The following is a 20,540-nucleotide window of genomic DNA, read 5'->3' as shown; positions in this document are numbered from 1 at the left end:
CGCGCACTCCTCATCCCCTGTCACGCGGCACGGGGGCCGCGGCGCGCTCTCGACGAGACCGACTGAGGCGCACCCTAGGGGCGCACGCTGCCTGCCCGAGCTCGCGTTGCGCTCCTCGTGTCTGCTCGCAACCGTGCGCCTCCGAGGCGGTATGCCGTGCGCCGCGGTCGCCCTCGGCGGCCAGGGTCGGCACGTGGCACAGGGAAACACCGATCCGGTGCTGCTCTGCTGGGCGACCAGGGCCTCGCCTGGCGAGGGGCGAGGCGGGCCCGGACCGGCTCCTGCGCTGCGAGGACGCTGCCGATGACGAGGACCATGGCGACGAGGTGCACCGGACCGAAGCGCTCACCGAGGAGCGCGACGCCGAGCAGGACGCCGACCACCGGGTTGACGAGGCCGATGATCGAGGCGGAGGTCGGGCCGAGGATCGCCAGACCGCGGAACCACAGGACGTAGGCGACGCCGCTGCCGAGAAGACCGAGGAAGACGAGCGCCCCCACGGCCGGCAGGTCGAGGGCCGGCGGCGCGCCCTCGACGACGAGCCCGATCGGCAGGAGCACGAGGCCACCCGCGACGAGCTGCCACGACGTCATGGTGACGACGTCGTCGGTGGGCGGCCACTTCCTCGTGAGGACGAAGCCGCACGACGACAGCACGACGGCGAGGAGCCCGGCCCCGAGGCCGACCGGGTCGAGAGGTCGGTCGAGGCCGTTCTGGAGCACGAGCATCGCGACCCCGACGAGGCCGACCAGCCCGGTCGCCACCGGGACCCGGGCAGGTCGCTGGCCCAGGAGCAACCACGAGACACCCATCGTCACCATGGGGGCGGTCGCGACGAGCGTGGCGCCGAGGCCGCTCGGGAGGCGGTAGGCCGCGAAGAAGAGGAGCGCGTAGAAGAGCCCGATGTTGAGCGAGCCGAGGACGAGCGAGCGCCACCACCAGTCGCCCCGAGGCAGGCGCCGGAGCCACAGGAGCATGAGCAGGCCGATGGGCAGGGCCCGCACGGTGGCGGCGAAGAGCGGACGGCCGGGTGGGAGCCACTGCTGCGTGACGGCATACGTGGATCCCCAGATGGCGGCGGGGAGCGCCGTCAGCGCGACGTTCGTCCAGCTCGCTCGATTGCCTTCCATGGAAGATAAAATACCTTCCGGAGAAGATATATTCCACCCATGGAGCACCACGAGGACCACGCCCAGCACGTCGTCGACCAGTGGGCCGCCGTCCGCCCCGAGCTCGACGTCACCCCGGTGCTCGTCATCGGCCGGCTGCACCGCGTCGCCCTGGCCCTGACGACCGAGCTCGTCAAGGTCTACAACGCGCACGGTCTCGGCGAGGGCGACTTCGACGTGCTCGCCACCCTGCGCCGCACCGGTGAGCCGCACGAGCTGACCCCGACCGAGCTGATGGACCAGACGATGGTGACCTCGGGCGCGGTGACCAAGCGGCTCGACCGGCTCGAGGGCGCCGGGCTCGTCGAGCGCCGTGTCGCAGGCGGCGACCGCCGCAGCCGCATCGTCGTGCTCACCGAGAAGGGGCGCGAGCGCATCGATCGCGCGGCGCCCGAGCACTTCGCCAACGAGGCGCGCCTGCTCGAGCCACTCAGCGCGTCGGAGCGCGCCACCCTCGCTCGCCTGCTCGGCAAGCTCGGCGCCTCGCTCGGGGTCTGACGCGGCGTCTGACCCGAGGCCGGATGCCGTGGACGGACGGACGCGCCCGGCCGCCGCGGCCTACGCTCCGATTCCATGACCGTCACGTCGCTGGTGCTGCTCGGCGTCGCCGCGCTGCTCATCGGCTTCGCCAAGACGGCCATCGGTGGGGTCGCGAGCATCTCCATCGCGATCTTCGCCTTCGTGCTTCCGACGAAGGAGTCGACGGCGGCGATCCTGCTGCTGCTCCTCATCGGTGACGTCGTCGCCGTCTGGCACTACCGCCGCGACGCCGACACCGGCCTGCTCAAGCGGCTCATCCCGGCCGTGCTGCCCGGACTCGCCCTCGGCGCCCTCTTCCTCTCGTGGGTCGACGACACGACGCTGCGTCGCGCCATCGGCGGCCTCCTCCTCGTCCTCGCGGCGCTCCAGCTCGTCCTCACGTGGCGCTCCCCCGACACGGCCCGGGTCGGCTCCTCGCGCGCTGCCGCGCTCGGCACGGGGGCGGCCGCGGGCTTCGCGACGATGACGGCGAACGCTGCCGGCCCGGTCATGACGCTCTACCTCGTCGCGCAGGGCGTCGAGAAGCGCCGCTTCCTCGGCACCGGAGCGCTCTTCTTCTTCGGCGTCAACCTCTGCAAGCTGCCCTTCAGCATCGGACTCGGCCTCTTCAGCGTGGAGACCCTTTGGCGCACAGTCCTGCTCGCTCCGCTCGTGCTCGTCGGCACCTGGCTGGGGCTGCACACGGCACGGCGCCTCAGCCAGACCCGCTTCGACCAGCTCGTGCTCGCCGCGACCATCGTCTCGGCACTCGCGCTCGTCGTCCGCTGAGGCTCATCGACGTTCGCCGCGGTTCGCCGCCTAGGGTGCTCGTCATGAGCCGCGCCGCCGACGACCTCGATCTCATCCGCGCCTCCCGACAGGCCTGGGGAGGTCTCGAGACGCTCCACGTGCTCGGCTACTTCGCCGACGACGTGCGCGACGCCCATGTCGCCCTCGGCCTGCACCCGCGCCTCAGCTACTTCGCCGCACGGTCGGCCGCCTTCGGTGCGGTCGGGCCCGAGGTCCCGACCGCGACGTTCTACGTCTTCGCGCCGTGGCTGCACGCCAAGGCCCTGCCCGCGTCGTGGGCTGCTGCGAGCCCCGAGCAGGTGCAGCAGGCCCGTCGCGACGGCATGACCGTCGTGCTCGACCGCGTCGTCGGCGACACCGACGTCACCGAGCTGCTCGACCTCGCCCGCACCGTCTGCGCGGGCCTCACGGCCCCCGGCCGCCCGTTGTATGCCGCCCACGCCGGGCTCGAATGGCCGGACGAGCCGCGCCTCGCGCTCTGGCACGCCGCGACCCTCATCCGCGAGCACCGCGGGGACGGCCACGTGGCAGCGCTGCTCCACGCCGGGCTCGACCCGGTCGAGTCGATCGTCATCGGCGGCCTCTTCTCCGGCAACACCGGATTCATGCGGTCGAGCCGCGGCTGGTCGGACGACGAGTGGGCGGCCGGCGTCGCGCGGCTCACCGAGCGGGGGCTCGTCGACGGCGACGCGCTCACGGAGGAGGGGCTCGCGTTCCGCAAGGACCTCGAGCGCGAGACGGACCGGATGGCCCTCGAGGGCTGGGCGCACCTGGGGCTCGAGGGCACGCGCCGGGTCGCCGAGCTGGCCGCACCGCTGCGGGCGGCCGCGCTCGGCAGCGGCATCCTCCCCGACTGGATCAGCTCTCGCGGCTGACTTCCCCCACCGCGGTTCGAGGTGATCCTGCGACGCACGTCGGTGTCGGGATCACCTCGAACGAGCCTGTGCCCCCGCGGGTTCGAGCCGACCGTCAGGGGGTGAAGGCGTCGCGGAAGCCTTGCAGCGCTTGCTCGTCGTCGCCCGACGCGAAGCCCTCGAGACCGACCGGACCGGAGTAGCCCATCTCGACGAGGGCCCGCGCGATGGCCGGATAGGCGATCTCGCCGGTGCCGGGCTCCCGACGGCCGGGCACGTCGGCCACCTGGATCTCGCCGATGTGCGGCAGGGCCCGGCGGCAGAGCTCGATGAGGTTCCCCTCGCCGATCTGGGCGTGGTAGAGGTCGAGCATCAGCTTGAGGTGCGGGCTGTCGACGGCCGCGACGAGGGCCAGGCAGTCGGCGGCGGTCGCGAAGGGCACGCCGGGGTGGTCGACCGCGGTGTTGAGGTTCTCGAGCACGAACATGACCCCCTCGCGCTGCCCCAGCTCGGCGAGGCGCCCGAGCGTGCGCTGGGCCGTCAGCCACATCGGGCCGGTCGCGACCGGCTCGGGCCGCACGGGCAGGCCGCGGTCGTCGAGGCCGGTGCCGTGGAGGTTGAGCCGCGGGATGCCGAGCCGCTGCGCCACCGGCACCGACTCGGCGGCGGTCGCGAGCAGCTCGTCCGCCCCCTCCGCGTCGCCGAGCCGGCCGCGGACGTAGCCCGTCATCGACGAGTAGACGACCCCCTCGTCACGCAGGGCGACGAGCTCGTCGACGTCGTGGCGCGTCCAGTCCCAGATCTCGACCTGGAAGCCGAGCGCGTGGATGCGGCGCACGCGCTCGGCGAAGGGCAGGTCGAGGTAGACCATCTCGGCGCTCACCGCGAGCGGGAACGGGCTCGCCATCAGGCACCCGCTCCGGTCGCCACGCGGTCGGCGTCGCGGATCGTCACGGTGCCACCGGTCTCGACGGCCTCGATGCAGGCGAGCGCGATCCGCAGCGCGGCACGGGCGTCCTCACCACCGACCTGCGTGGGCCCACCGGTGCGAACCGCGGCGCAGAAGGCGGCGAGCTCGGCGGCATACGCGTCGGTGAAGAGGTCGGTGTCGGCGCGGGCCGTCGGGCTCGCGACCCCGGCCGCGCTCCAGTGCGCCGTGCTGAGGTGGGCCGGGCTGCCGGCGGTGACCATGCCGGCCGAGCCGAAGACCTCGGCGCGCACGTCGTAGCCGTAGGCGGCCGAGAAGCTCGCCTCGGCGACGGCGATCGCGCCGTTGTCGTAGCGGATGGTCACGACGGCGGTGTCGAGCAGGCCCGCGTCCTTGAAGTCGGGTGCGACGAGGGCGTCGGCCATGACGGAGACCTCGACGGCCGTCGCGCCGGCGTTGAACCAGTTGAGCGCGTCGAAGTCGTGGATCAGCGTCTGGGTGAAGATCGTCCACGGCGGCACGCCGGCCGGGTCGGCGAGGCCGGGGTCGCGGGTGAGCGAGCGGAGCAGCTGGGGCGTCCCGATGCCCCCGGCGGCGACCGTCTCGTGGGCGGCGGCGAAGTCGCGGGCGAAGCGACGGTTGAAGCCCACCTGCAGGGGTGTGCCGGCAGCTCGGGCCGCGGCGACGGCGCGGTCGGCGTCGGCGAGGGTCATCGCCATCGGCTTCTCGACGAAGACGGCCTTGCCGGCCTCCGCAGCCGCGACGACCAGGTCGGCGTGCGCGGTGCTGGCGCACGTGATGGCGACGGCCTCGACCCGTGGGTCGTCGATGAGGGCCTGCGGGTCAGTGAGCCAGTCGACGCCGAGCTCCTCGCCGAGCCGCTCGGCCGCGGCCGCCCGGGGGTCGGCGACGGCGACGAGCTCGGCCTGCCCGAGCCTCCGAGCCAGTGTCGTGGCGTGGTGGGTGCCGATGCGGCCGGCTCCGATGAGACCGATCCGGACCGGGTCGATGCGCGTCATGGGCTGCTCCTTCGCAGATGGTGACTAGAGCGCTCTAGTTCGTGACTCATTGAAGCGCCCCACCGCCACGCCGGTCAAGGGCTGGCCGACATTCATGGAGCGCTCTAGAGTCGCGACGTGGGCAGCGAGAGAGTCACGATGGAGCACGTCGCCGCACGTGCGGGCGTCTCGCGCGCCCTCGTCTCGATCGTCTTCCGCGGTGTCCCGGGCGCGTCCGAGGCGACACGCGAGCGCGTCCTCGCCGCCGCACGCGAGCTCGACTACCGCCCGGACACCCGCGCCAGCCGTCTCGGCAGCAGCCGCACCCGCACGCTCGGCGTGACGTTCGCCGTCGGTCACGCCTTCCACGGCGACCTGCTGGAGAGCCTCTACACGCACGCCGACGCGGCGGCCTACGAGCTCGTCCTGAGCGGCGTCACGCCGTCGCGCTCGGAGGCGGCCGCGGTCGAGACCCTGCTCGCCGAGCGGTGCGAGGGCATCATCCTGCTCGGTAGCAGCCAGGAGACGGCCCAGCTCGAGCGACTCGCCGCACGCCTTCCGGTCGTCAGCGTCCTGCGGCCCGTCCCCGGTGGCGGGGTCGGCGTCGTGCGCACCGACGACGCCGCCGGGCTGCGCCTGTCGGTCGAGCACCTCCGTGGCCTCGGCCACCGCCGGGTCGCCTTGCTCGACGGCGGTCGCACCGCGGGCGCGGCCGAGCGGCGACGCGGCTACCGCACGGCGATGCGCCGCTCGCCGGCCCTGACCGAGATGGTCCTGCCCGGCGGCGTCAGCGAGCTCGAGGGTGCCGAGGCGGCCCGCGCCTTCCTCGGGCTCGGCGCGCGCGAACGACCCACGGCCGTCGCGGCCTTCAACGACCGCTGCGCGATCGGCTTCGTCGACGTGGTGCGGCAGGCCGGGCTCCACGTGCCCGGCGACGTGTCCGTCGTCGGCTTCGACGACATCACCGAGGCCGGCTACCCGCACGTGGCCCTGACGACGGTGCGCCAGGACGCCGAGCGGCTCGGTGCCGAGACCGTGCGCACCCTCGCCGAACGGCTCGACGGCGGGGCCCCGGACGGAGGTTCCGGCACGACACCGCCCGCCCCGGTGGTCATCGAGCCCGAAATGGTCGTGCGTGCCAGCACGGCTCCGGCCACGCGCCGCGGCGTGCGCTCGTGAAGCCGCACCACGTGCTCGGCCGTGACGTCGGGACGGACGTGCGCGTGCAGTTCACGAGCCTCCGGGGCCGGGTCGTGCGGTCGTTGGCCCTCGGGGGCGACGCGCCCCGCACGACGCCGCTCGTCGTCGTCCTCCCCGGGCTCGGTCTGCCGTTCTACACGATCCCGACCGCGCGAGCCCTCGTCGCCCGCGGCCTGGCCTGCACGGTGCTCGACCTGCCCGGCTTCGGCTCCGACCTGCCACGTCCGACGAGCCCCTCGATCCACGCCACGGGCCTCACCGCGGCGCGCTGGATCGAGGCCCAGGCCGCCGGGCATCCCGTCGTCGTGCTCGGCCACTCGACGGGCGGGCAAGCAGCGCTGACCGCCGCCCTCGCCCTCAGTGCCCGCCGCCGGGACTTCTCGCTCGTGCTCGCCGGGACGACCTTCGCCCCCGAGCAACGCCGCCTGCACCGTCTGGCCCGGGCCACCCCCTTCGCCTACCGCGACGACCGCCTCGACCAGGTCGACGCGATGGAGCTCTACCGGGGTCGCACCGGCATCATCACGATGCTCCAGTCGGGGATCCACGACGCCCCCGAGGAGCGGATCGCGCACCTGCCCGCGCCCCTGACGGTGACGGCGGGGGTGCACGACGCCTTCGTGCCGGTCACGTGGCTCGACCAGCTCGCCTCGTCCGCCCACAGCGCTCCGAGCGTGCGCACGTCGCTGCTCGGCGGCTCGCACAACAACCTCTTCACGCACCCGGAGGAGATCGCCGGGCTCGTCGTGCGGGCGGCCGCCGACGCGACGGCCGCGGCCGCCGTCTGAGCCGTCCGGACTGGCAGGGTGGTCCCATGCCGACCTACCTGTCCGATGACGGCACCGAGCTCGCCTACCGCACCGAGGGCACCGGCGACCCGCTCGTCGTCTGGCCCGGCGGCCCCGCCCGTGACGCGGCATACCTCGGGGACCTCGGCGGACTCGCGCGAGTGGCCGGGCGCACGCTCGTCATCCCGGACCCGCGCGGCACCGGCGACTCCCCGGAGCCGGCCGACCCGACGGCATACGGCCCGTCGCGGCTCGCCGACGACCTCGACGCGCTCCGCGCCCACCTCGGGCTCGAGCGCTTCGACCTCCTCGGCCATTCCGCCGGGGCATCCGTGTGCCTGCTGTATGCCGCACGCCACCCTGCACGCGTCGGTCGCCTCGTGCTCGTCACCCCCGGCACCTCGGCGGTGGGCCTCGACATCAGCGACGACGACTGGGAGGAGCGCATCGCGCTGCGCTCCGGCGAGCCGTGGTTCGCGGCGGCCAGGGTCGCTCTCGACTCCGACGACGACTCCGCGGCGACGCGGCAGGCGATGTCACCCTTCCTCTACGGGCCGTGGACCGAGGCCGCACGGCGGCACGCCGCGACGGACGAGGCCCAGCGCAACCGCGGGGGCACCCTGGCCTTCCGCGCCGAGGCCGTCGACACGGCCACGACGCGGGCGGCACTCGGGTCACTGACCGCCCCGGTGCGCGTCATCGTCGGCGAGCTCGACCTCATGCCGGGCCCGGAGCTCGGCGCGGAGCTCGCCGCGCTCTTCGTCGACGGCCGCTCTGTCGTGCAGCCCGGCGCCGGCCACTTCCCCTGGGTCGACGACCCGGGCCGCTTCGCGCGCCTGGTGTCGGCCGCACTGGAGGACTGAGGAGCGTCAGCCCGGGACGGGGTCGCGGCCCTGCCACGTGCAGACGCACGCCTCGTTGCCCTCGGGGTCGGCGAGGATCCAGAAGGCCGGGGCCCTCGCGTCGGACACGAGGTGCCCGCCGGCGGCCAGTGCCCGCTCGATGCGTCCGGGCGCCTCGTCGTGGGCGACGGTGACGTCGAGGTGGATCCGGTTGCGTTGCGGCCGAGGCTCGTCCATCTGCTGGAACCACACGGCCGGGCCGAGGCGGAGCGGATCCTGCACGTCGTCGCGGGCGATGACGTCCCACCCGAGGACGGCGTCCCAGAAGGGCCGGACGGCGTCGATGTCCATGGCGTCGATGGCGATCTCGACGACCGTGAGGGTCCCCGGTTGCGAGGTCAGCCCCATCTCGGCGACCACGGAGTCGACGGCTCGGCCGACCGCGATGTCGGCGTCGCTGACGCCACCCGCCGGCTCGGTCGACACAGCCAGGTGCACGAGGGCGCCGCGGACGTCGAGGTCGGGCTGCCGGCCCAGGGGCGCCGCCACGGCGCCGACCCGCGCGACGAAGTCGAAGGCCGTCGCGACGTCGGGCGCCTGCACCGTGAGGTGCATCCGCTGGAGCAGGAACCGCCACGTGGGGAGGGCGTCGGACGCCGCCTGTCGGGTCAGCTTGTCGGCCATGACCCGACCGTAGTCCGCTGCGCCGACGCCCGGGCCCTCACGGCTCGCGTATGCCGCCGCACCGGGTCGTCGTGTCACCGCGCGGCGCCGTCGTGCCGCGGACCACGAGCTGCGGCTCGAGGACGAGCTCGACGGGCTCGGTGCGCCCCTCGTCGAGGCGCTGCGTCGCTGCCTCGACCGCGGCCGTCGCCATCGCCTCGGGGATCTGGCTGACGCTCGTGAGGTCGACGGTCGCGAGCCGGGCGATGAGGCTGTCGTCGTAGCCGACGACCGAGACGTCCGCGGGCACGTCGACACCGTCGCGCCGGAGTCGGTCGAGGAGACCCAGCGCGGCCCGGTCGTTGAACGCGACGACGGCGGACGGCATACGCACGCGGCCACGTCGGGCCGCCCGATCGTCGGCGGGCTCCGGTTCGCGGCCTTTCGACGGTTCAGGTTGGAGGTGGAGGGCTGCGGCGGCGCGGGCGCCGGACTCCTCGTCTCCCCCGCCGTCGACGACGACGGCCGCGTCCGCGAGACCGAGGCGTTTCATGGCGCTGCGGTAGCCCTGTCGGCGCAGCGTGGCGATCGGCCCGCGCGGCCCGTCGACGAAGGCGATGTCGCGGTGACCCAGCCCGACGAGGTGCTCGACGGCGAGGCCGACGCCGACGTCGTCGGCCGCGCGCACGACGTCGACGCCGGCCGCCTGCGCCCGGCGGCCGATGGCCACGACGTGGTGCTCCTCGGCCAGCGCCGCGAGCTCGGCGTCGGGCAGCCGGGGACCGAGCAGCAGCAAGGCCTCGCAGCGGAAGTCGAGGAGCGACTCGACGGCGCGGCGCTCGTCGCGGGTGCGTGTCAGCGGGCTGACGACGATGTCGTAGCCGCGCTCGTCGGCGGCGGCCTGGAGGTCCTCGAGCAGCTCGGCGTGGAAGGTGCTGCTGACGTCCATCGTCACGCCGAGGAGCTGGGTGCGCCGCCGGGCGAGGAGGCTCGCGGTGCGGTCGGCGCGGTAGCCGAGCTCGCGGGCGGCGTCGAGGACGGCCTCGCGCGTCGCGGCACCCGGCCCCGGGCGTCCACGCAGGACGAGGGACGCCGAGGCGGTGCTGACGCCGGCCCGGGAGGCGACGTCCTCGAGGCGGGGGCGCGCGGGGCGGGACGGCATACGGCTCCTTCGGGTGGCGGCTCGGGTGGCGGCGTCGGTGGCGGCGTCGGGAGGGACTCAGGACAGATTGTCAGAACAAAGTGTTGACAGGCGTGGGCGGCGCTCCGCACACTGGAGCCATCGTAACTTAAAGCGCTTTAAAAGCGCTCGTTGCGCAACCCTGACCGAGATGTCCAGAGAGGTACATCCCATGACGCAGTCACCCATCGGCGTCGCCGTCATCGGCGCCGGCATGGCGGGACGGGCGCACTGCGCCGGCTACCGCACCGCCCCCACGCTCTTCGACCCACCGCTGCCGCCCATCCGGTATGCCGCCGTCGTCGACGCGAATGAGGCCGTCGCCAAGGACGCTGCCGCCCGCTACGGCTACGAACGCCACGGCACCGACTGGCGCGAGCTGCTGACGGCCGACGACGTCCAGGTCGTCAGCGTCGTCGTCGCCAACCACCTGCACCGCGAGATCGTCGAGGCCCTCCTCGACGCCGGCAAGCACGTGCTCTGCGAGAAGCCGATCGCCGCGAGCATCGACGACGCCCGGGCCATGATCGCCGCCGCCGAGAAGCACCCGGACCTCACGACCGGCACGGCGTTCGTCTACCGTCGCCAGCCCGCCGTCGCCGCGATCCGCGAGCTGCTGCACGACGAGCTCGGCGAGGTGAGCCACTTCAACGGCCGCTACTGGTGCGACTACGCCCGCAGCACCGAGACGCCGATGGCGTGGCGCTACAAGGGCGGCCCCGGCACCGGAGCCCTCGCCGACATCGGCAGCCACCTCATCGACCTCGCCGAGTTCCTCTGCGGGCCCATGGACTCCGTGAGCGGCGCGACGTTCACGACGAAGGTCACGGAGCGCGCCGTGCCGCTCGGCACGACCTACGGGCACGCCCGGGCCGAGCTGTCCGACGTGCGCGAGCCGGTCGAGAACGACGACGTCGCGACCTTCACCGCGCACTTCGAGTCCGGCGCCGTCGGCACCTTCTCGATCTCGCGCATCGCGCCGGGCCACGCGAACTCGCTCGCCTTCGACCTCATGGCCGAGCACGGCGCCGCGAAGTGGGACATGGACCGACCCGCCGAGTTCTCCGTCATCCGCAAGCTGCGCGACGACGGCCTCGACGGCTACAACCAGGTGCTCGCCGGCCCGGCCCACCCCTACGTCAAGGGCGGCCTGCCGATGGACTTCCCCGGCGTCTCCTTCGGTGTCGGCGACCTCTTCGGCTACCAGTGCCGCGCCTTCCTCGAGCAGGTCGCCGGCATCGAGGGTCTGCCGCCCGTCGCGACCTTCGAGGACGGCCTGCGCGACCTCACCATCATCGATGCGGTCACCCGCTCAGCCGCGGCCGACGGATCGTCCGTCTCGCTCGCCTGACGCGCGCTCGAATCCATCACCACCCCAGACACTTTCGAAAGGTACGACCATGCAGCTCGGCGCCTACAACGCCTGCCTCGGCGACAAGCCCCTCGGCGAGGCCCTCGACATGATCGCGAGCCTCGGACTCACGAGCGTCGAGATCAACTCCGGCGGCTTCCTGCCGCCCATCCACCTGCCCGTCGACGACCTCCGGGCGAGCGAGCAGGCCCGGCAGGACTACCTCGGCGAGTTCACCTCGCGCGGCCTGACCCTGACCGCCCTCAACTGCAACGGCAACCCGCTGCACCCGGCCGCCGGCTTCCCGCACTCTCAGGACCTCGTCGACTCGATCGAGCTCGCCGCGCTCCTCGGCGTCCCGCGCGTCATCACGATGTCCGGCGCTCCGGGCGGCGAGCCGGGCACCTCTGTCCCCGTGTGGAACCCGCTCCCGTGGTGGAGCCCCTTCCTCGACGTGCAGGACCATCAGTGGAGCGTCGCCGTGCCCTACTGGAAGGACATCCAGGCCCGGGCCGCCGCGGCGGACGTCCGCGTCGCCATCGAGATGCACCCGGGCAACATCGTCTTCAACCCGCGCACCCTGCACCGCCTCGTCGAGGAGACCGGAGCGACCCACGTCGGTGCCGAGATGGACCCGAGCCACCTCTTCTGGCAGGGCATCGACCCCGTCCTCGCCGTGGCCGACCTCGGCGAGCTCGTCTTCGTCGCCGCGGCCAAGGACACGCGCATCAATGACGCCGCGAAGGTCAACGGCGTCATCGACGACTCCTTCTACCGCGTCGCCCAGGGCGAGCCCGGCTACCTGCCGCTGGGTGGCGGCACGACCCTGAGCGGCTGGCCCAAGAGCCCCTCCTGGGACTTCGTCGCCGTCGGCCGCGGGCACGACACGGCCTACTGGACCGAGTTCCTCCGCGCCCTGCACAAGGTCGACCCCGACATGCCCGTCAACATCGAGCACGAGGACCAGGAGCTCGACCAGCTCGAGGGGCTGCGCTTCGCCGCCAACACCCTCATCGAGGCCGCGAAGGGCATCTGACGCCGCGCCGCCACCCGGTTGAGGTAGGCGCGCCGCAGGTTCTGCGGCGGCGATACCTCAACCGGGCGGTCGGTCAGCGGCCCGTCAGTTCTGGCGGTCGCCGTTCCAGCTGATCTCCCAGGTCGTGTTGTCGCCGTGCTGCTGGGTCCAGAACGTCCGCCAGGAGGCCGACGTCGTGGGCTGGGGCAGCTTGGCGCCGAGCAGACCGCCGACCGTCGGGTCGCCGTCGGAGACGTGGATGCCGGTGATCTCGTTGTCGCCGTCGTTGTACGACGGGCCGCTCATCGAGTCGAACGTCGCGGACGCGTCGCGGCCTTCCGCCAGGAAGCGGACCGGCTTCGGAGCGCGACCCCGCCCGGCGGCATACGACCCCTCCTGCTCGCGGCCGTCGGCGAGGTTGAAGACGTAGCCGGAGTCGAGCGCGTTGCGCTGGGTGTGCAGGCCGTCGCCGGCGTCCTCGACGACGAGCAGGTCGTCCTTCGTCGCGAAGGTGATGTTGTCGAAGCCGGTGTGCTCGACGTCGCCGACCGCGGCGATCGAGATGCGACCGGTGTCGGAGGTCGGGCTCGCCTGCGAGATGCGGAAGACGCCGCCGTACGCGCCGGGGAGGGTGCTCGAGGTGCTCGTGTCACCCGTCTCGGTGAAGTAGAACTCCTTGAATCCCGTGCCGGGCCGGAAGACGCCGTTCTCGGGACGCTTGAGCGGCGTTGCGTTCGCTGCCTTGGCGGCGGCGGTGGCGTCGAACGCCTCGGTCGTGCCGGTGTGGATCGTGACCCACGCCGTCGCGAAGGACGAGCCGTACGTGTGCAGCGCACCGATGAACGGGTCCGACGGGTTGGACTGGAGCTGTGACGTCGTGGCCGGCGTGCCGTCGGCGCGCCTGATCTGCAACGCCTGGAGCGTGCCGCCCCGGGTGAGGTCGCTCTTGTCGTTCGGCACGAAGCGGTAGACGAAGCTGTTGGGCACCTTGCCGCCGCTCGCCCCGGCACCGCCGATGTCCTCGAGCATCCAGACGTTGCCGGCAGCGTCGTTCTGGATGCCCTCGAAGCCACCGGAGCCGAGCGCCGCGAGCCGCGTCGCCCTGCCGCCGTCGACCGGGTCACCCTTCGCGTCGAGGCCGACCCCGAACACGCCACCCTTGGGGGCGCTCGACTCCGCCGTGAGGAGGAGCTGGCGGGTGAACGGGTCCCACGTGATGCCGTCGATCGTCGGGTAGGCGTTGCCCGCGACGTCGGTGTCGGAGATCAGCGTGACCCGCTTGAGGGGATCGGTCTCGTCGAGGTTGATGCGCGTGACATAGCCGCGCGGACCGATCTCGTGGCCCTGGTAGAGGTAGTGCCTGCCGCCGAGGACGAGGTAGACGTTCTTGTCGGGCTCGGTCTTGTGGGCCTCGTTCTTCGTCTGCGTCAGAGGCGCACCGTCGAGGGTGTTGAAGCCGTAGTGGGTCACGCCGTTGGCGGTGTCGGGGTTCGTCAGCGGCAGGTTGCCCCAGGCGACGGACGTCTGGCTGGCCGACGGGGTGAGGACGTTGTTCTGCACGCCGAACTTCGCGTTGGCGTGCAGCACGCCCACGACGGGGAGGCCGCCGTGGGCGTCGGCGGAGGAGCCGCCGAGGGCGAAGGCGGCGGCTGCGGCGAGGGTGCCGACGAGCCCCGCCTTGACGATGGTGGGAGTGTGCACGGAGAAGCCTCTCGTGGGCCCCGGTGTGAGTGCCCGGGGTGGGTGAGCTGAGACCGCTCCACACTTTCGGCGGAGTCTGGGAGAACCCTTCGGATCCCGTGAACGGCGTGGAAGATCGCGCCGACGAGCCGGTGAAGTCTCGACGACCGGCCGGACGCGGCCACTGGCGGACGGGGTACGTGTCTGGGGATGGCCTGCTCGGGGAGCGCGACACAGGCCGACGCCATGTCCCCGCACGCATCGCCGCGTGCCGCCGAAAGCCGAGACCCCGATGGCCCTCGAGACCCAGCTGCGCCAGCGACGCCCCTACCACGGCGCGCACCTCGTCACCCGCCTCGTCGGGCCGGCGACGATCGGCGCCCTCGTCGTCGCCTTCGCGCTGCTCTGGCTGCTGGCCCGACCAGTCGGCGACGCGGGCCAGTTCATCGGTCAGCTCATCGGCGCGGAGGGGGTCCTGCTCCTGTCGGTCGGCCTCGTCCTCATCAGCACACTGCGCTGGGTCGAGCAGTTCTTCGACGGCGTCGACAAGGCCGCGGTGTGGCACCGCCGGGTCGCGATGGCGGGCACGGCCCTCATCGGCGTGCACATCGCGTCGACGGGCAACCCCAACCCCACCCAGCTCGGTCCGACCCTGGGCACGATCGGCATCGTCGGGCTCGCGACCCTCACCGTGTGGGCCATCGCCCCGCGTTGGCGCTCCATCACACCGCGACCGGCGCGCCCGCTCGTGGAGCGTTTCATGGCGGCGCCACCGATCCGGTTCGTCGGCAGGTGGATCGGCCGCTACGGGCTCTGGCGCGGCTTCCATCGCCTGACCGGGATCTTTCTGGGACTCGGGTTCGTCCACGGCCTCATGGACGCGACCGTCTTCGGCTCGCAGCTGCTGCGGTGGTCCTACGTCGCGGTCGGTGGCGTCGGTCTCGCCTTCTACCTCTACCGCGAGCTGCTGGCCCGGCGCGTCGCCCGGACCCATGACTACGAGGTGTCGTCGGTGGAGCCCATCGACGACGCGTCGTACGAGATCTGGCTGCGCCCGCTCGGTGACCGCTTCGACTTCCGCCCCGGCCAGTTCGCCCTCGTCAACCTCGAGGCCCGCGACCGCTGGCACCGGCACCCCTTCACGATCGCCAGCGGCCCGCAGGAGAAGGAGGTCCGGATCACGGTCCGCGCCCTCGGCGACTTCACGTCGAGCATCGGCGATCTCGTCGCGCCGGGCATGCCGGCCGTCATCAGCAGCCCACAGGGGCATTTCGACTTCACGCGGGGCACCGAGCACCAGGTGTGGGTCGCGGGCGGGATCGGGGTCTCGCCGATGCTCAGCTGGCTCCGCTCCGTCAGGCCCGGTGAGCTGCCGCACCGCGTCGACTTCTTCTACACAGCGCGAGGTCCGGCGCCCCTCGCCGACGAGGTCGCGCACCTGGTGGGGCACCACGAGGAGCTGCACCTCCACCTCGTCGACACCGAGACCGACCCGCGGCTCACGGTCGAGCAGGTGCTCGCGACGGTGGGCGCCGAGCCTCGCCTCCTCTCGGCCTTCCTCTGTCGGCCCGCAGATCCTGCGCGCCGAGCGCCTCGCCCGGGGTCTACGGCTACTTGGTGGCGCCCTCCGAGGTCACCGGCTGGCCTCCGGCCGACGTCGCCGGCTTGGTCACCGCCTGGTCGAGCCCGACGCGGAAGCCGTGTCGGCAACCGAGGTCGTCGGGTCCGTCGTCGTGGCGGCCGACGTCGATTTGCCGCTGTCTCCACGGTCGGCGATGTTGAAGCCGACGTAGATCTTGCCGTCTCCGGCGTCGGTCATCGAGGAGCCGAGACCGCTGAGCTCCTGGTTGGTGTAGGCGGCCGTGCCACCGCTGCTCGGGTTGGCGCCGGTGTCCCACTTGGCGGCGGTGTCGAAGCCGCTACCGGCCGTGGCGACGTCGTCGACGTAGGCGAACGTGTGCTTGGGTCCGGTTGCAGGGCAGGCGAACAGGCCGTTGCAGCAGATCTGGGGGACGGACCGCAGCCGGGTCTTGCCGAAGAGCGGGTTGGAGAGCGCGATTTCGCAGGTTGTGGTGGCAATGGCGACCGGGATCCGGAGCCGCGTGTCGAGGGTTGGGGCGTCGGTCGGGGCCGGCGGTCTTGCGTTGGAGCGCACTCCAACACCTAGCGTCGATGGGATGACCGACACCTTCCCCCTGGCAGACCGCTCCGTTCGACGCGTGGGCTTCGGCGCCATGCAGCTCCCCGGCCCCGGGGTCATGGGGCCGCCGCGCGACCGCGACGAGGCGCTGCGCGTGCTGCGCCGAGCCGTCGAGCTCGGCGTCGACCACATCGACACCGCCCAGTTCTACGGGCCTGACGTCAGCAACGAGCTGATCCGCGAGGCCCTGCACCCGTATGCCGCCGACCTGGCTCTCGTCTCCAAGGTGGGGGCGCGGCGCGACTCGGCCGGCGCGTGGCTGCCTGCCCAGAAGCCTGCAGAGCTGCGCGCCGACGTGGAGGCGAATCTGCGCGCTCTCGGGGTCGACCGCCTGACGGCAGTGAACCTGCGTCGGATGGACGCCGACGCGCCCGGTGCCGGTGAGGTGCCGCTCGAGGACCAGGTCGCCGAGCTCGCCGCCCTGCGCGACGAGGGCAAGATCGCCGGGGTCGGCCTCTCGACGGTATCGGCTGCGGATCTCGCTGCGGCGCAAGCGATCACGGAGATCGTGTGCGTGCAGAACCCCTTCAGCCTGGTCGACCAGACGGACGCAGACGTCCTCGACGCGTGCACGTCGGCCGGGATCGCGTACGTTGCCGTACTTCCCGCTCGGCTCGGCCTTCCCGCACCTGCCGAAGGTCGTCGACCAGGCTGCGGTGCAGGCGGTCGCCGCTCGTCGCGGCGTACCCGCGGCGCGGGTCGGCCTGGCCTGGCTGCTCGCCCGCGCCGACAACGTGCTGCTCATTCCGGGCACGTCGTCGGTCGCGCACCTCGAGGAGAACATGGCGGTCGCCGACCTCGAGCTGACCGACGGCGACCTGGCCGACCTGGCGGCGGTCGCCGCCTGACCGGGGCTGGGCGTCAGGCGCGCGTCAGCGCCGCGTCAGCGGCGCGTCAGCGGCGCGTCAGCGGCGCGTCAGCGGCGCGTCAGGAGGACGACCGGGATGACGCGGTGGGTCTTCTGCTCGTACTGGGCGAAGCCCGGGTAGCGGCGCTTCTGCTCCTCCCAGACCGGCTCGCGCTCGTCGGGGGTCAGGACCTTCCCGTGCACGTCGATCGTCTCGACCTCACCCTCGGCGCCCACCTCGATCGCCACGTCGGGGTGGGCTTTGAGGTTGTGGAACCACGCCGGGTTCACGTCGAGGCCGGCGTAGGACGCGAAGACGGCCCAGCCTCCGTCGACGGCCTGGTACATCATCGGGTTGACGCGCGTCTCCCCCGACTTGGCGCCGGTGGTGTGGAGCAGGAGGAGCGGCGCGCCCGCGAAGTTGCCGCCGACCTTCCCGCCGTTGTCCCGGAACTCGGCAATGACCTTGTCATTCCAGTCGCTCATGCCCGTCAGGCTACGCGGGGTGGCCCGACCACACCCGTAGCGCAGCCCGGCCTTTCGTCGCCGATCGACGAGGCGGTCCTCCGCGAGAGGACCAGCGGCCGGTCGCTCATGACGCCCCTCCGTCGCCCGTCTCGTGGCTGGTCCCGCTCCCGGTCTCGGCCTCGTCCGCAGCGGCGATCTGGGCCAGCCGCCGTGCCAGGCTCGCCAGGTCGAGCCCTGCCTTCTCCGCGACGAAGGCGATCCGACCCTCGAGTCGCCGCAGGTCCTCTGACGTCAGCGACTTCGCCGTGAGGACGACGATGGGTGGGCCGCTGTCTGTGCCGTCGGCCCGCAGCTCGTCGATGACGGCGAACCCGTCCACCTCCGGCATGAGCAGGTCCATGATGACGACCGACGGGTTCACCGTGCGGACCACATCCGCAGCGTTGAGGCCGCCCGAGCATGTGTGGACCGTCCAGCGGAGCGGCTCCAGAGTGCTTCGCACGAGCTTGAGTGCGAGCGGGTCGTCGTCGACGACGACGACGCTACGACCTTCGGGAAGGGTCCCCACCGGGACGGGATTCCGAGTCTGTTGCAGAGCTCGGCTGACGGCTGCGAGGAGGTGCTCCCCGGCGACCGGCTTGACGAGGTACTCCGTTGCACCCAGAGCGAATCCGCGGCCGCGCTCGGGTTCGACACTGACGATCACGACGGGCACGGACGCCGTGGAGGGGTCCGCCTTCAGGGTCTCCAGCACGTCCCATCCCGTCATTCCCGGCAGGTGGATGTCGAGGACGACCGCAGCCGGCGACAGGTGGCGGACGGCCTCGAGGCCCGCCTCACCGGTGCCGACGGTCACAGGGTTCAGGCCGGCGGCGCGAAGGTGCAGCGCGACGAGCTCGGCCGATCTCGTGTCGTCCTCGATGACCACCACGGTCGGTTCGCCGCTCGAGAGGTCGTCGGCCGGCCACTGCTCGTCTCGCACCTTCGCGGGCACCGCCACCTGCGGGATCCTGAGGCCGAACGTGCTGCCTTCACCGAGAGCGCTCCGCACCCACATCTCACCCCCGTGCAGCTCGACGATCTGTTTGCTCAGCGTGAGCCCGAGGCCCGTGCCCTCCGTCGTCGACGCAGACCTGCTGCCCTGCTGGAACGAGTCGAAGATGCGGGCCTGGTCCTCTCGCGAGATGCCGATGCCCGTGTCGGTGACCGTCACGACGAGGTCGCCTGCGTCGCGACGCGCGTGAACCCCGACCGAGCCCCCGTCCGGCGTGAACTTGACGGCGTTGCTGAGCAGGTTGAGCAGCACCTGCTTGAGGCGCAGCTCGTCGGCGGTGACGAGCCCGAGGCCCTGCTGGGCTTCGAGCGTGAGCTCGATGCCGTGCAGTGCCGCCCGCTCGCGCACCAGCGAGAGGGCCTGGCCGATGACGTCGTCGACCAGGAACGTGGTGAGGTCGAGCTCCATCCGCCCCGCCTCGATCTTCGACAGGTCGAGGATGTCGCCGAGCAGCGCGAGCAGGTGGCGGCCGGCATCATGGATGTCCTTGAGGTAGTCCTCCTGCCGCTCGTTGAGGTCACCGAACATCCGCTCGAGGAGCACCTCGGAGAACCCGATCACCGCGTTGAGCGGGGTGCGCAGCTCGTGCGACATGCTCGCGAGGAACTCCGACTTGTGCCTGCTCGCCTCGGCCAGGTCGGCGCTCTGCAGCTCGAGCTGCTGGTAGAGGCGGGCGTTCGTCAGTGCCACCGCGGACTGGCTGGCGAACGTGTCGAGCAGGTCGCACGTCTCACCACTGAAGGAACCAGTCCTCTTTCGCCGGACGACCAGGACGCCGACGACCCGGTCAGGGCTGGCGAGCGGGACGGCGACGAGCGACTTCCAGCCGTCCGCGTGCAGGACGGCCAGGTGCTCGTCGAGCTGCGCCTCGTCCAGGTCGGGGATCTGCAGGACGCGGCGGGTCCGAGCCGCCTTGCCGACCCACGTCCGGTCGATGTGGATCTCGGCGGCCCGAAGGGCAGAGACCGTGTCGTCGCTCGTGCCGTACACGGTTCGCACCCGGAAGAGCCCGGTCGCCTCGTCGTACTCCATCAGCGAACCACCGTCGGTGCCGGACAGCTCGACTGCGTGCGACACGATCGTGGCGAGCATCTCGTCCGGGACGAGCGTCGAGCTGATCGCGGCGCCGACGTCGGCGAGGCCCTCCAGCTGCTCGACCTTTCGTGCCAGCTCGGCGGACCTGTTCTCGAGGGCGGCTGACCTGCTCTCGAGCGCGGCGAACAGGTCGACGTGGCGTAGCGCGAGCGCCGCCTGCTCGGCGAACGTCGCGAGCACGCGCTCGTCGACGTCGTCGAAGGGGGCGACGCGGTTCCGCATCACGTTGAGCGCCCCGACCACCTCGTCTCCCACGATGAGCGGCGCGCCGATCATCGACCGGAAGCCGGCCATCCGTTGGAGGTCGGACCGGCTGTAGTCCGGGTCGGCGACGGCGTCGGTGATGTGGTGGATCCGGCGGTCGATGGTCACGCGGCCGACGAGGGTGCCGCGGTCGCGCTTGATCGGGTGTTGCTCGAGGAGTCGGCGGTGTTCCTCCGTCATGCCGCTCTGGCGCGCGATGACGTACGTCGCGCCCTTGACGAGGTAGATCTGCGCGACGGCCGCGTTGAGCAGCGTCCGGGCGTTCTCGACGACGGCGTCGAAGACCTTGTCGGGGTCTCCCGACGAGCTCGTCAACACCTTGAGGATGTCGCTCGTGGCCCGGAACTGCTCCTTGACCTGCGCAAGACGCCCCACGAGCGCCTGCCGCGACATCACGGCAATGCTGTCCTCCGGCGCCTCTCCGGACCTGACCATGCGCGGCTCCCCATCCTTGGTGCCTCGATGCGCTCCACCCTGCAGTTTCCTCCCCTCGGACGGCGCGCGGTCGAGAAAGGCGCAACCTCGGCCTTCCGAGCACAGGCGTCACCGGATCTGCCGACAGGACCTCCGAGATGGGTCCGACAGCCAAGAACCCTGCCCAGGCGTCCAGGTGTG

At 72.2% G+C, this 20,540-nt stretch carries 18 protein-coding genes and 1 pseudogene; 11 read left to right on the top strand and 8 right to left on the bottom strand.

Features of this window, described 5'->3' with window-relative positions; genetic code table 11:
* Nucleotides 1–74: 74 nt before the first annotated feature.
* The gene (locus tag AC1DW8_RS04690; RefSeq protein WP_478092250.1) at nt 75–1,130 is read right to left on the bottom strand and encodes a DMT family transporter; all 1,056 of its coding nucleotides are present in this window, start codon (nt 1,128–1,130) and stop codon (nt 75–77) included.
* A gap of 39 nt (nt 1,131–1,169) precedes the next feature.
* Between AC1DW8_RS04690 and AC1DW8_RS04685 the strand changes: the two genes are divergently transcribed.
* The 3 genes from AC1DW8_RS04685 (at nt 1,170) to AC1DW8_RS04675 (ending at nt 3,373) form a co-directional block, all read left to right on the top strand.
* Nucleotides 1,170–1,667 carry a MarR family winged helix-turn-helix transcriptional regulator gene (locus AC1DW8_RS04685; protein WP_056826028.1) on the top strand — a complete coding sequence of 166 codons (498 nt, stop codon included), beginning with the start codon at nt 1,170–1,172 and terminating at the stop codon, nt 1,665–1,667.
* A gap of 75 nt (nt 1,668–1,742) precedes the next feature.
* On the top strand, nt 1,743–2,477 hold the full coding sequence (locus AC1DW8_RS04680; RefSeq protein WP_056774618.1) for a sulfite exporter TauE/SafE family protein: 735 nt from the start codon (nt 1,743–1,745) through the stop codon (nt 2,475–2,477).
* 44 nt (nt 2,478–2,521) lie between these two features.
* Nucleotides 2,522–3,373, top strand: a complete 852-nt coding sequence (locus AC1DW8_RS04675; RefSeq protein WP_478092248.1) for an SCO6745 family protein — start codon at nt 2,522–2,524, stop codon at nt 3,371–3,373.
* Nucleotides 3,374–3,467: 94 nt separating this feature from the next.
* On the opposite strand, the gene AC1DW8_RS04670 is transcribed toward AC1DW8_RS04675, so the two are convergent.
* On the bottom strand, nt 3,468–4,259 hold the full coding sequence (locus AC1DW8_RS04670; protein ID WP_478092246.1) for a TIM barrel protein: 792 nt from the start codon (nt 4,257–4,259) through the stop codon (nt 3,468–3,470).
* Nucleotides 4,259–5,299 carry a Gfo/Idh/MocA family oxidoreductase gene (locus AC1DW8_RS04665; RefSeq protein WP_478092244.1) on the bottom strand — a complete coding sequence of 347 codons (1,041 nt, stop codon included), beginning with the start codon at nt 5,297–5,299 and terminating at the stop codon, nt 4,259–4,261. The genes AC1DW8_RS04670 and AC1DW8_RS04665 overlap by 1 nt, the downstream gene beginning before the upstream one ends.
* A gap of 117 nt (nt 5,300–5,416) precedes the next feature.
* Between AC1DW8_RS04665 and AC1DW8_RS04660 the strand changes: the two genes are divergently transcribed.
* Genes AC1DW8_RS04660 through AC1DW8_RS04650 form a run of 3 tightly spaced genes read left to right on the top strand, consistent with a single transcriptional unit; the run spans nt 5,417 to nt 8,129 of the window.
* Nucleotides 5,417–6,457, top strand: a complete 1,041-nt coding sequence (locus AC1DW8_RS04660; RefSeq protein ID WP_082619630.1) for a LacI family DNA-binding transcriptional regulator — start codon at nt 5,417–5,419, stop codon at nt 6,455–6,457.
* Nucleotides 6,454–7,266 carry an alpha/beta fold hydrolase gene (locus AC1DW8_RS04655; protein ID WP_056774634.1) on the top strand — a complete coding sequence of 271 codons (813 nt, stop codon included), beginning with the start codon at nt 6,454–6,456 and terminating at the stop codon, nt 7,264–7,266. The genes AC1DW8_RS04660 and AC1DW8_RS04655 overlap by 4 nt, the downstream gene beginning before the upstream one ends.
* A 26-nt stretch (nt 7,267–7,292) precedes the next feature.
* On the top strand, nt 7,293–8,129 hold the full coding sequence (locus AC1DW8_RS04650; protein WP_056774636.1) for an alpha/beta fold hydrolase: 837 nt from the start codon (nt 7,293–7,295) through the stop codon (nt 8,127–8,129).
* Nucleotides 8,130–8,135: 6 nt separating this feature from the next.
* Here the strand turns inward: AC1DW8_RS04650 and AC1DW8_RS04645 are convergent, their stop codons facing one another.
* Nucleotides 8,136–8,792 carry a VOC family protein gene (locus AC1DW8_RS04645; protein ID WP_082619662.1) on the bottom strand — a complete coding sequence of 219 codons (657 nt, stop codon included), beginning with the start codon at nt 8,790–8,792 and terminating at the stop codon, nt 8,136–8,138.
* A 37-nt stretch (nt 8,793–8,829) separates the two neighbouring features.
* Nucleotides 8,830–9,933 carry a LacI family DNA-binding transcriptional regulator gene (locus AC1DW8_RS04640; RefSeq protein WP_478092239.1) on the bottom strand — a complete coding sequence of 368 codons (1,104 nt, stop codon included), beginning with the start codon at nt 9,931–9,933 and terminating at the stop codon, nt 8,830–8,832.
* 190 nt (nt 9,934–10,123) lie between these two features.
* On the opposite strand from AC1DW8_RS04640, the gene AC1DW8_RS04635 reads away from it, so the two are divergent.
* Both AC1DW8_RS04635 and AC1DW8_RS04630 read left to right on the top strand, forming a co-directional pair.
* Entirely contained in the window at nt 10,124–11,302 is a 1,179-nt protein-coding gene (locus tag AC1DW8_RS04635) for a Gfo/Idh/MocA family protein (protein ID WP_056774644.1), read from the top strand.
* Nucleotides 11,303–11,351: 49 nt separating this feature from the next.
* The gene (locus AC1DW8_RS04630; protein WP_056774647.1) at nt 11,352–12,338 is read left to right on the top strand and encodes a sugar phosphate isomerase/epimerase family protein; all 987 of its coding nucleotides are present in this window, start codon (nt 11,352–11,354) and stop codon (nt 12,336–12,338) included.
* Nucleotides 12,339–12,422: 84 nt separating this feature from the next.
* Here AC1DW8_RS04630 and AC1DW8_RS04625 read toward each other — a convergent pair whose 3' ends face one another.
* A complete protein-coding gene (locus AC1DW8_RS04625; protein ID WP_478092236.1) occupies nt 12,423–14,018 on the bottom strand; it encodes an alkaline phosphatase PhoX in 1,596 nt (531 codons plus the stop codon).
* A gap of 247 nt (nt 14,019–14,265) precedes the next feature.
* Here AC1DW8_RS04625 and AC1DW8_RS04620 point away from each other — a divergent pair, with 247 nt between their 5' ends.
* The 3 genes and pseudogenes from AC1DW8_RS04620 (at nt 14,266) to AC1DW8_RS04610 (ending at nt 17,045) form a co-directional block, all read left to right on the top strand.
* A complete protein-coding gene (locus AC1DW8_RS04620; RefSeq protein ID WP_478092234.1) occupies nt 14,266–16,164 on the top strand; it encodes a ferric reductase-like transmembrane domain-containing protein in 1,899 nt (632 codons plus the stop codon).
* Nucleotides 16,076–16,759: pseudogene (locus AC1DW8_RS04615) on the top strand (aldo/keto reductase); the annotation flags it as partial. The gene AC1DW8_RS04620 and the pseudogene AC1DW8_RS04615, both read left to right, overlap by 89 nt.
* A 31-nt stretch (nt 16,760–16,790) precedes the next feature.
* Nucleotides 16,791–17,045, top strand: a complete 255-nt coding sequence (locus tag AC1DW8_RS04610; RefSeq protein ID WP_478092232.1) for an aldo/keto reductase — start codon at nt 16,791–16,793, stop codon at nt 17,043–17,045.
* Between the two features lie 68 nt (nt 17,046–17,113).
* On the opposite strand, the gene AC1DW8_RS04605 is transcribed toward AC1DW8_RS04610, so the two are convergent.
* Nucleotides 17,114–17,530 (bottom strand): nitroreductase/quinone reductase family protein, encoded by a 417-nt coding sequence (locus AC1DW8_RS04605; protein ID WP_478092230.1) that lies wholly within the window; start codon nt 17,528–17,530, stop codon nt 17,114–17,116.
* A 106-nt stretch (nt 17,531–17,636) separates the two neighbouring features.
* On the bottom strand, nt 17,637–20,360 hold the full coding sequence (locus tag AC1DW8_RS04600; RefSeq protein ID WP_478092226.1) for a GAF domain-containing protein: 2,724 nt from the start codon (nt 20,358–20,360) through the stop codon (nt 17,637–17,639).
* Nucleotides 20,361–20,540 lie beyond the last annotated feature (180 nt).

It is taken from the genome of Terrabacter sp. P2_E3, assembly GCF_056403915.1.
Note: the sequence above shows the minus strand (reverse complement) of the source record. Positions and strands in the feature narration are given on the sequence as shown.

Coding starts and splice junctions, on each gene's coding strand:
- AC1DW8_RS04690 (WP_478092250.1), bottom strand. CDS start 1,130: ATGGAAGGCAATCGAGCGAGCTGGACGAACGTCGCGCTGACGGCGCTC.
- AC1DW8_RS04685 (WP_056826028.1), top strand. CDS start 1,170: ATGGAGCACCACGAGGACCACGCCCAGCACGTCGTCGACCAGTGGGCC.
- AC1DW8_RS04680 (WP_056774618.1), top strand. CDS start 1,743: ATGACCGTCACGTCGCTGGTGCTGCTCGGCGTCGCCGCGCTGCTCATC.
- AC1DW8_RS04675 (WP_478092248.1), top strand. CDS start 2,522: ATGAGCCGCGCCGCCGACGACCTCGATCTCATCCGCGCCTCCCGACAG.
- AC1DW8_RS04670 (WP_478092246.1), bottom strand. CDS start 4,259: ATGGCGAGCCCGTTCCCGCTCGCGGTGAGCGCCGAGATGGTCTACCTC.
- AC1DW8_RS04665 (WP_478092244.1), bottom strand. CDS start 5,299: ATGACGCGCATCGACCCGGTCCGGATCGGTCTCATCGGAGCCGGCCGC.
- AC1DW8_RS04650 (WP_056774636.1), top strand. CDS start 7,293: ATGCCGACCTACCTGTCCGATGACGGCACCGAGCTCGCCTACCGCACC.
- AC1DW8_RS04645 (WP_082619662.1), bottom strand. CDS start 8,792: ATGGCCGACAAGCTGACCCGACAGGCGGCGTCCGACGCCCTCCCCACG.
- AC1DW8_RS04640 (WP_478092239.1), bottom strand. CDS start 9,933: ATGCCGTCCCGCCCCGCGCGCCCCCGCCTCGAGGACGTCGCCTCCCGG.
- AC1DW8_RS04635 (WP_056774644.1), top strand. CDS start 10,124: ATGACGCAGTCACCCATCGGCGTCGCCGTCATCGGCGCCGGCATGGCG.
- AC1DW8_RS04630 (WP_056774647.1), top strand. CDS start 11,352: ATGCAGCTCGGCGCCTACAACGCCTGCCTCGGCGACAAGCCCCTCGGC.
- AC1DW8_RS04605 (WP_478092230.1), bottom strand. CDS start 17,530: ATGAGCGACTGGAATGACAAGGTCATTGCCGAGTTCCGGGACAACGGC.
- AC1DW8_RS04600 (WP_478092226.1), bottom strand. CDS start 20,360: ATGGTCAGGTCCGGAGAGGCGCCGGAGGACAGCATTGCCGTGATGTCG.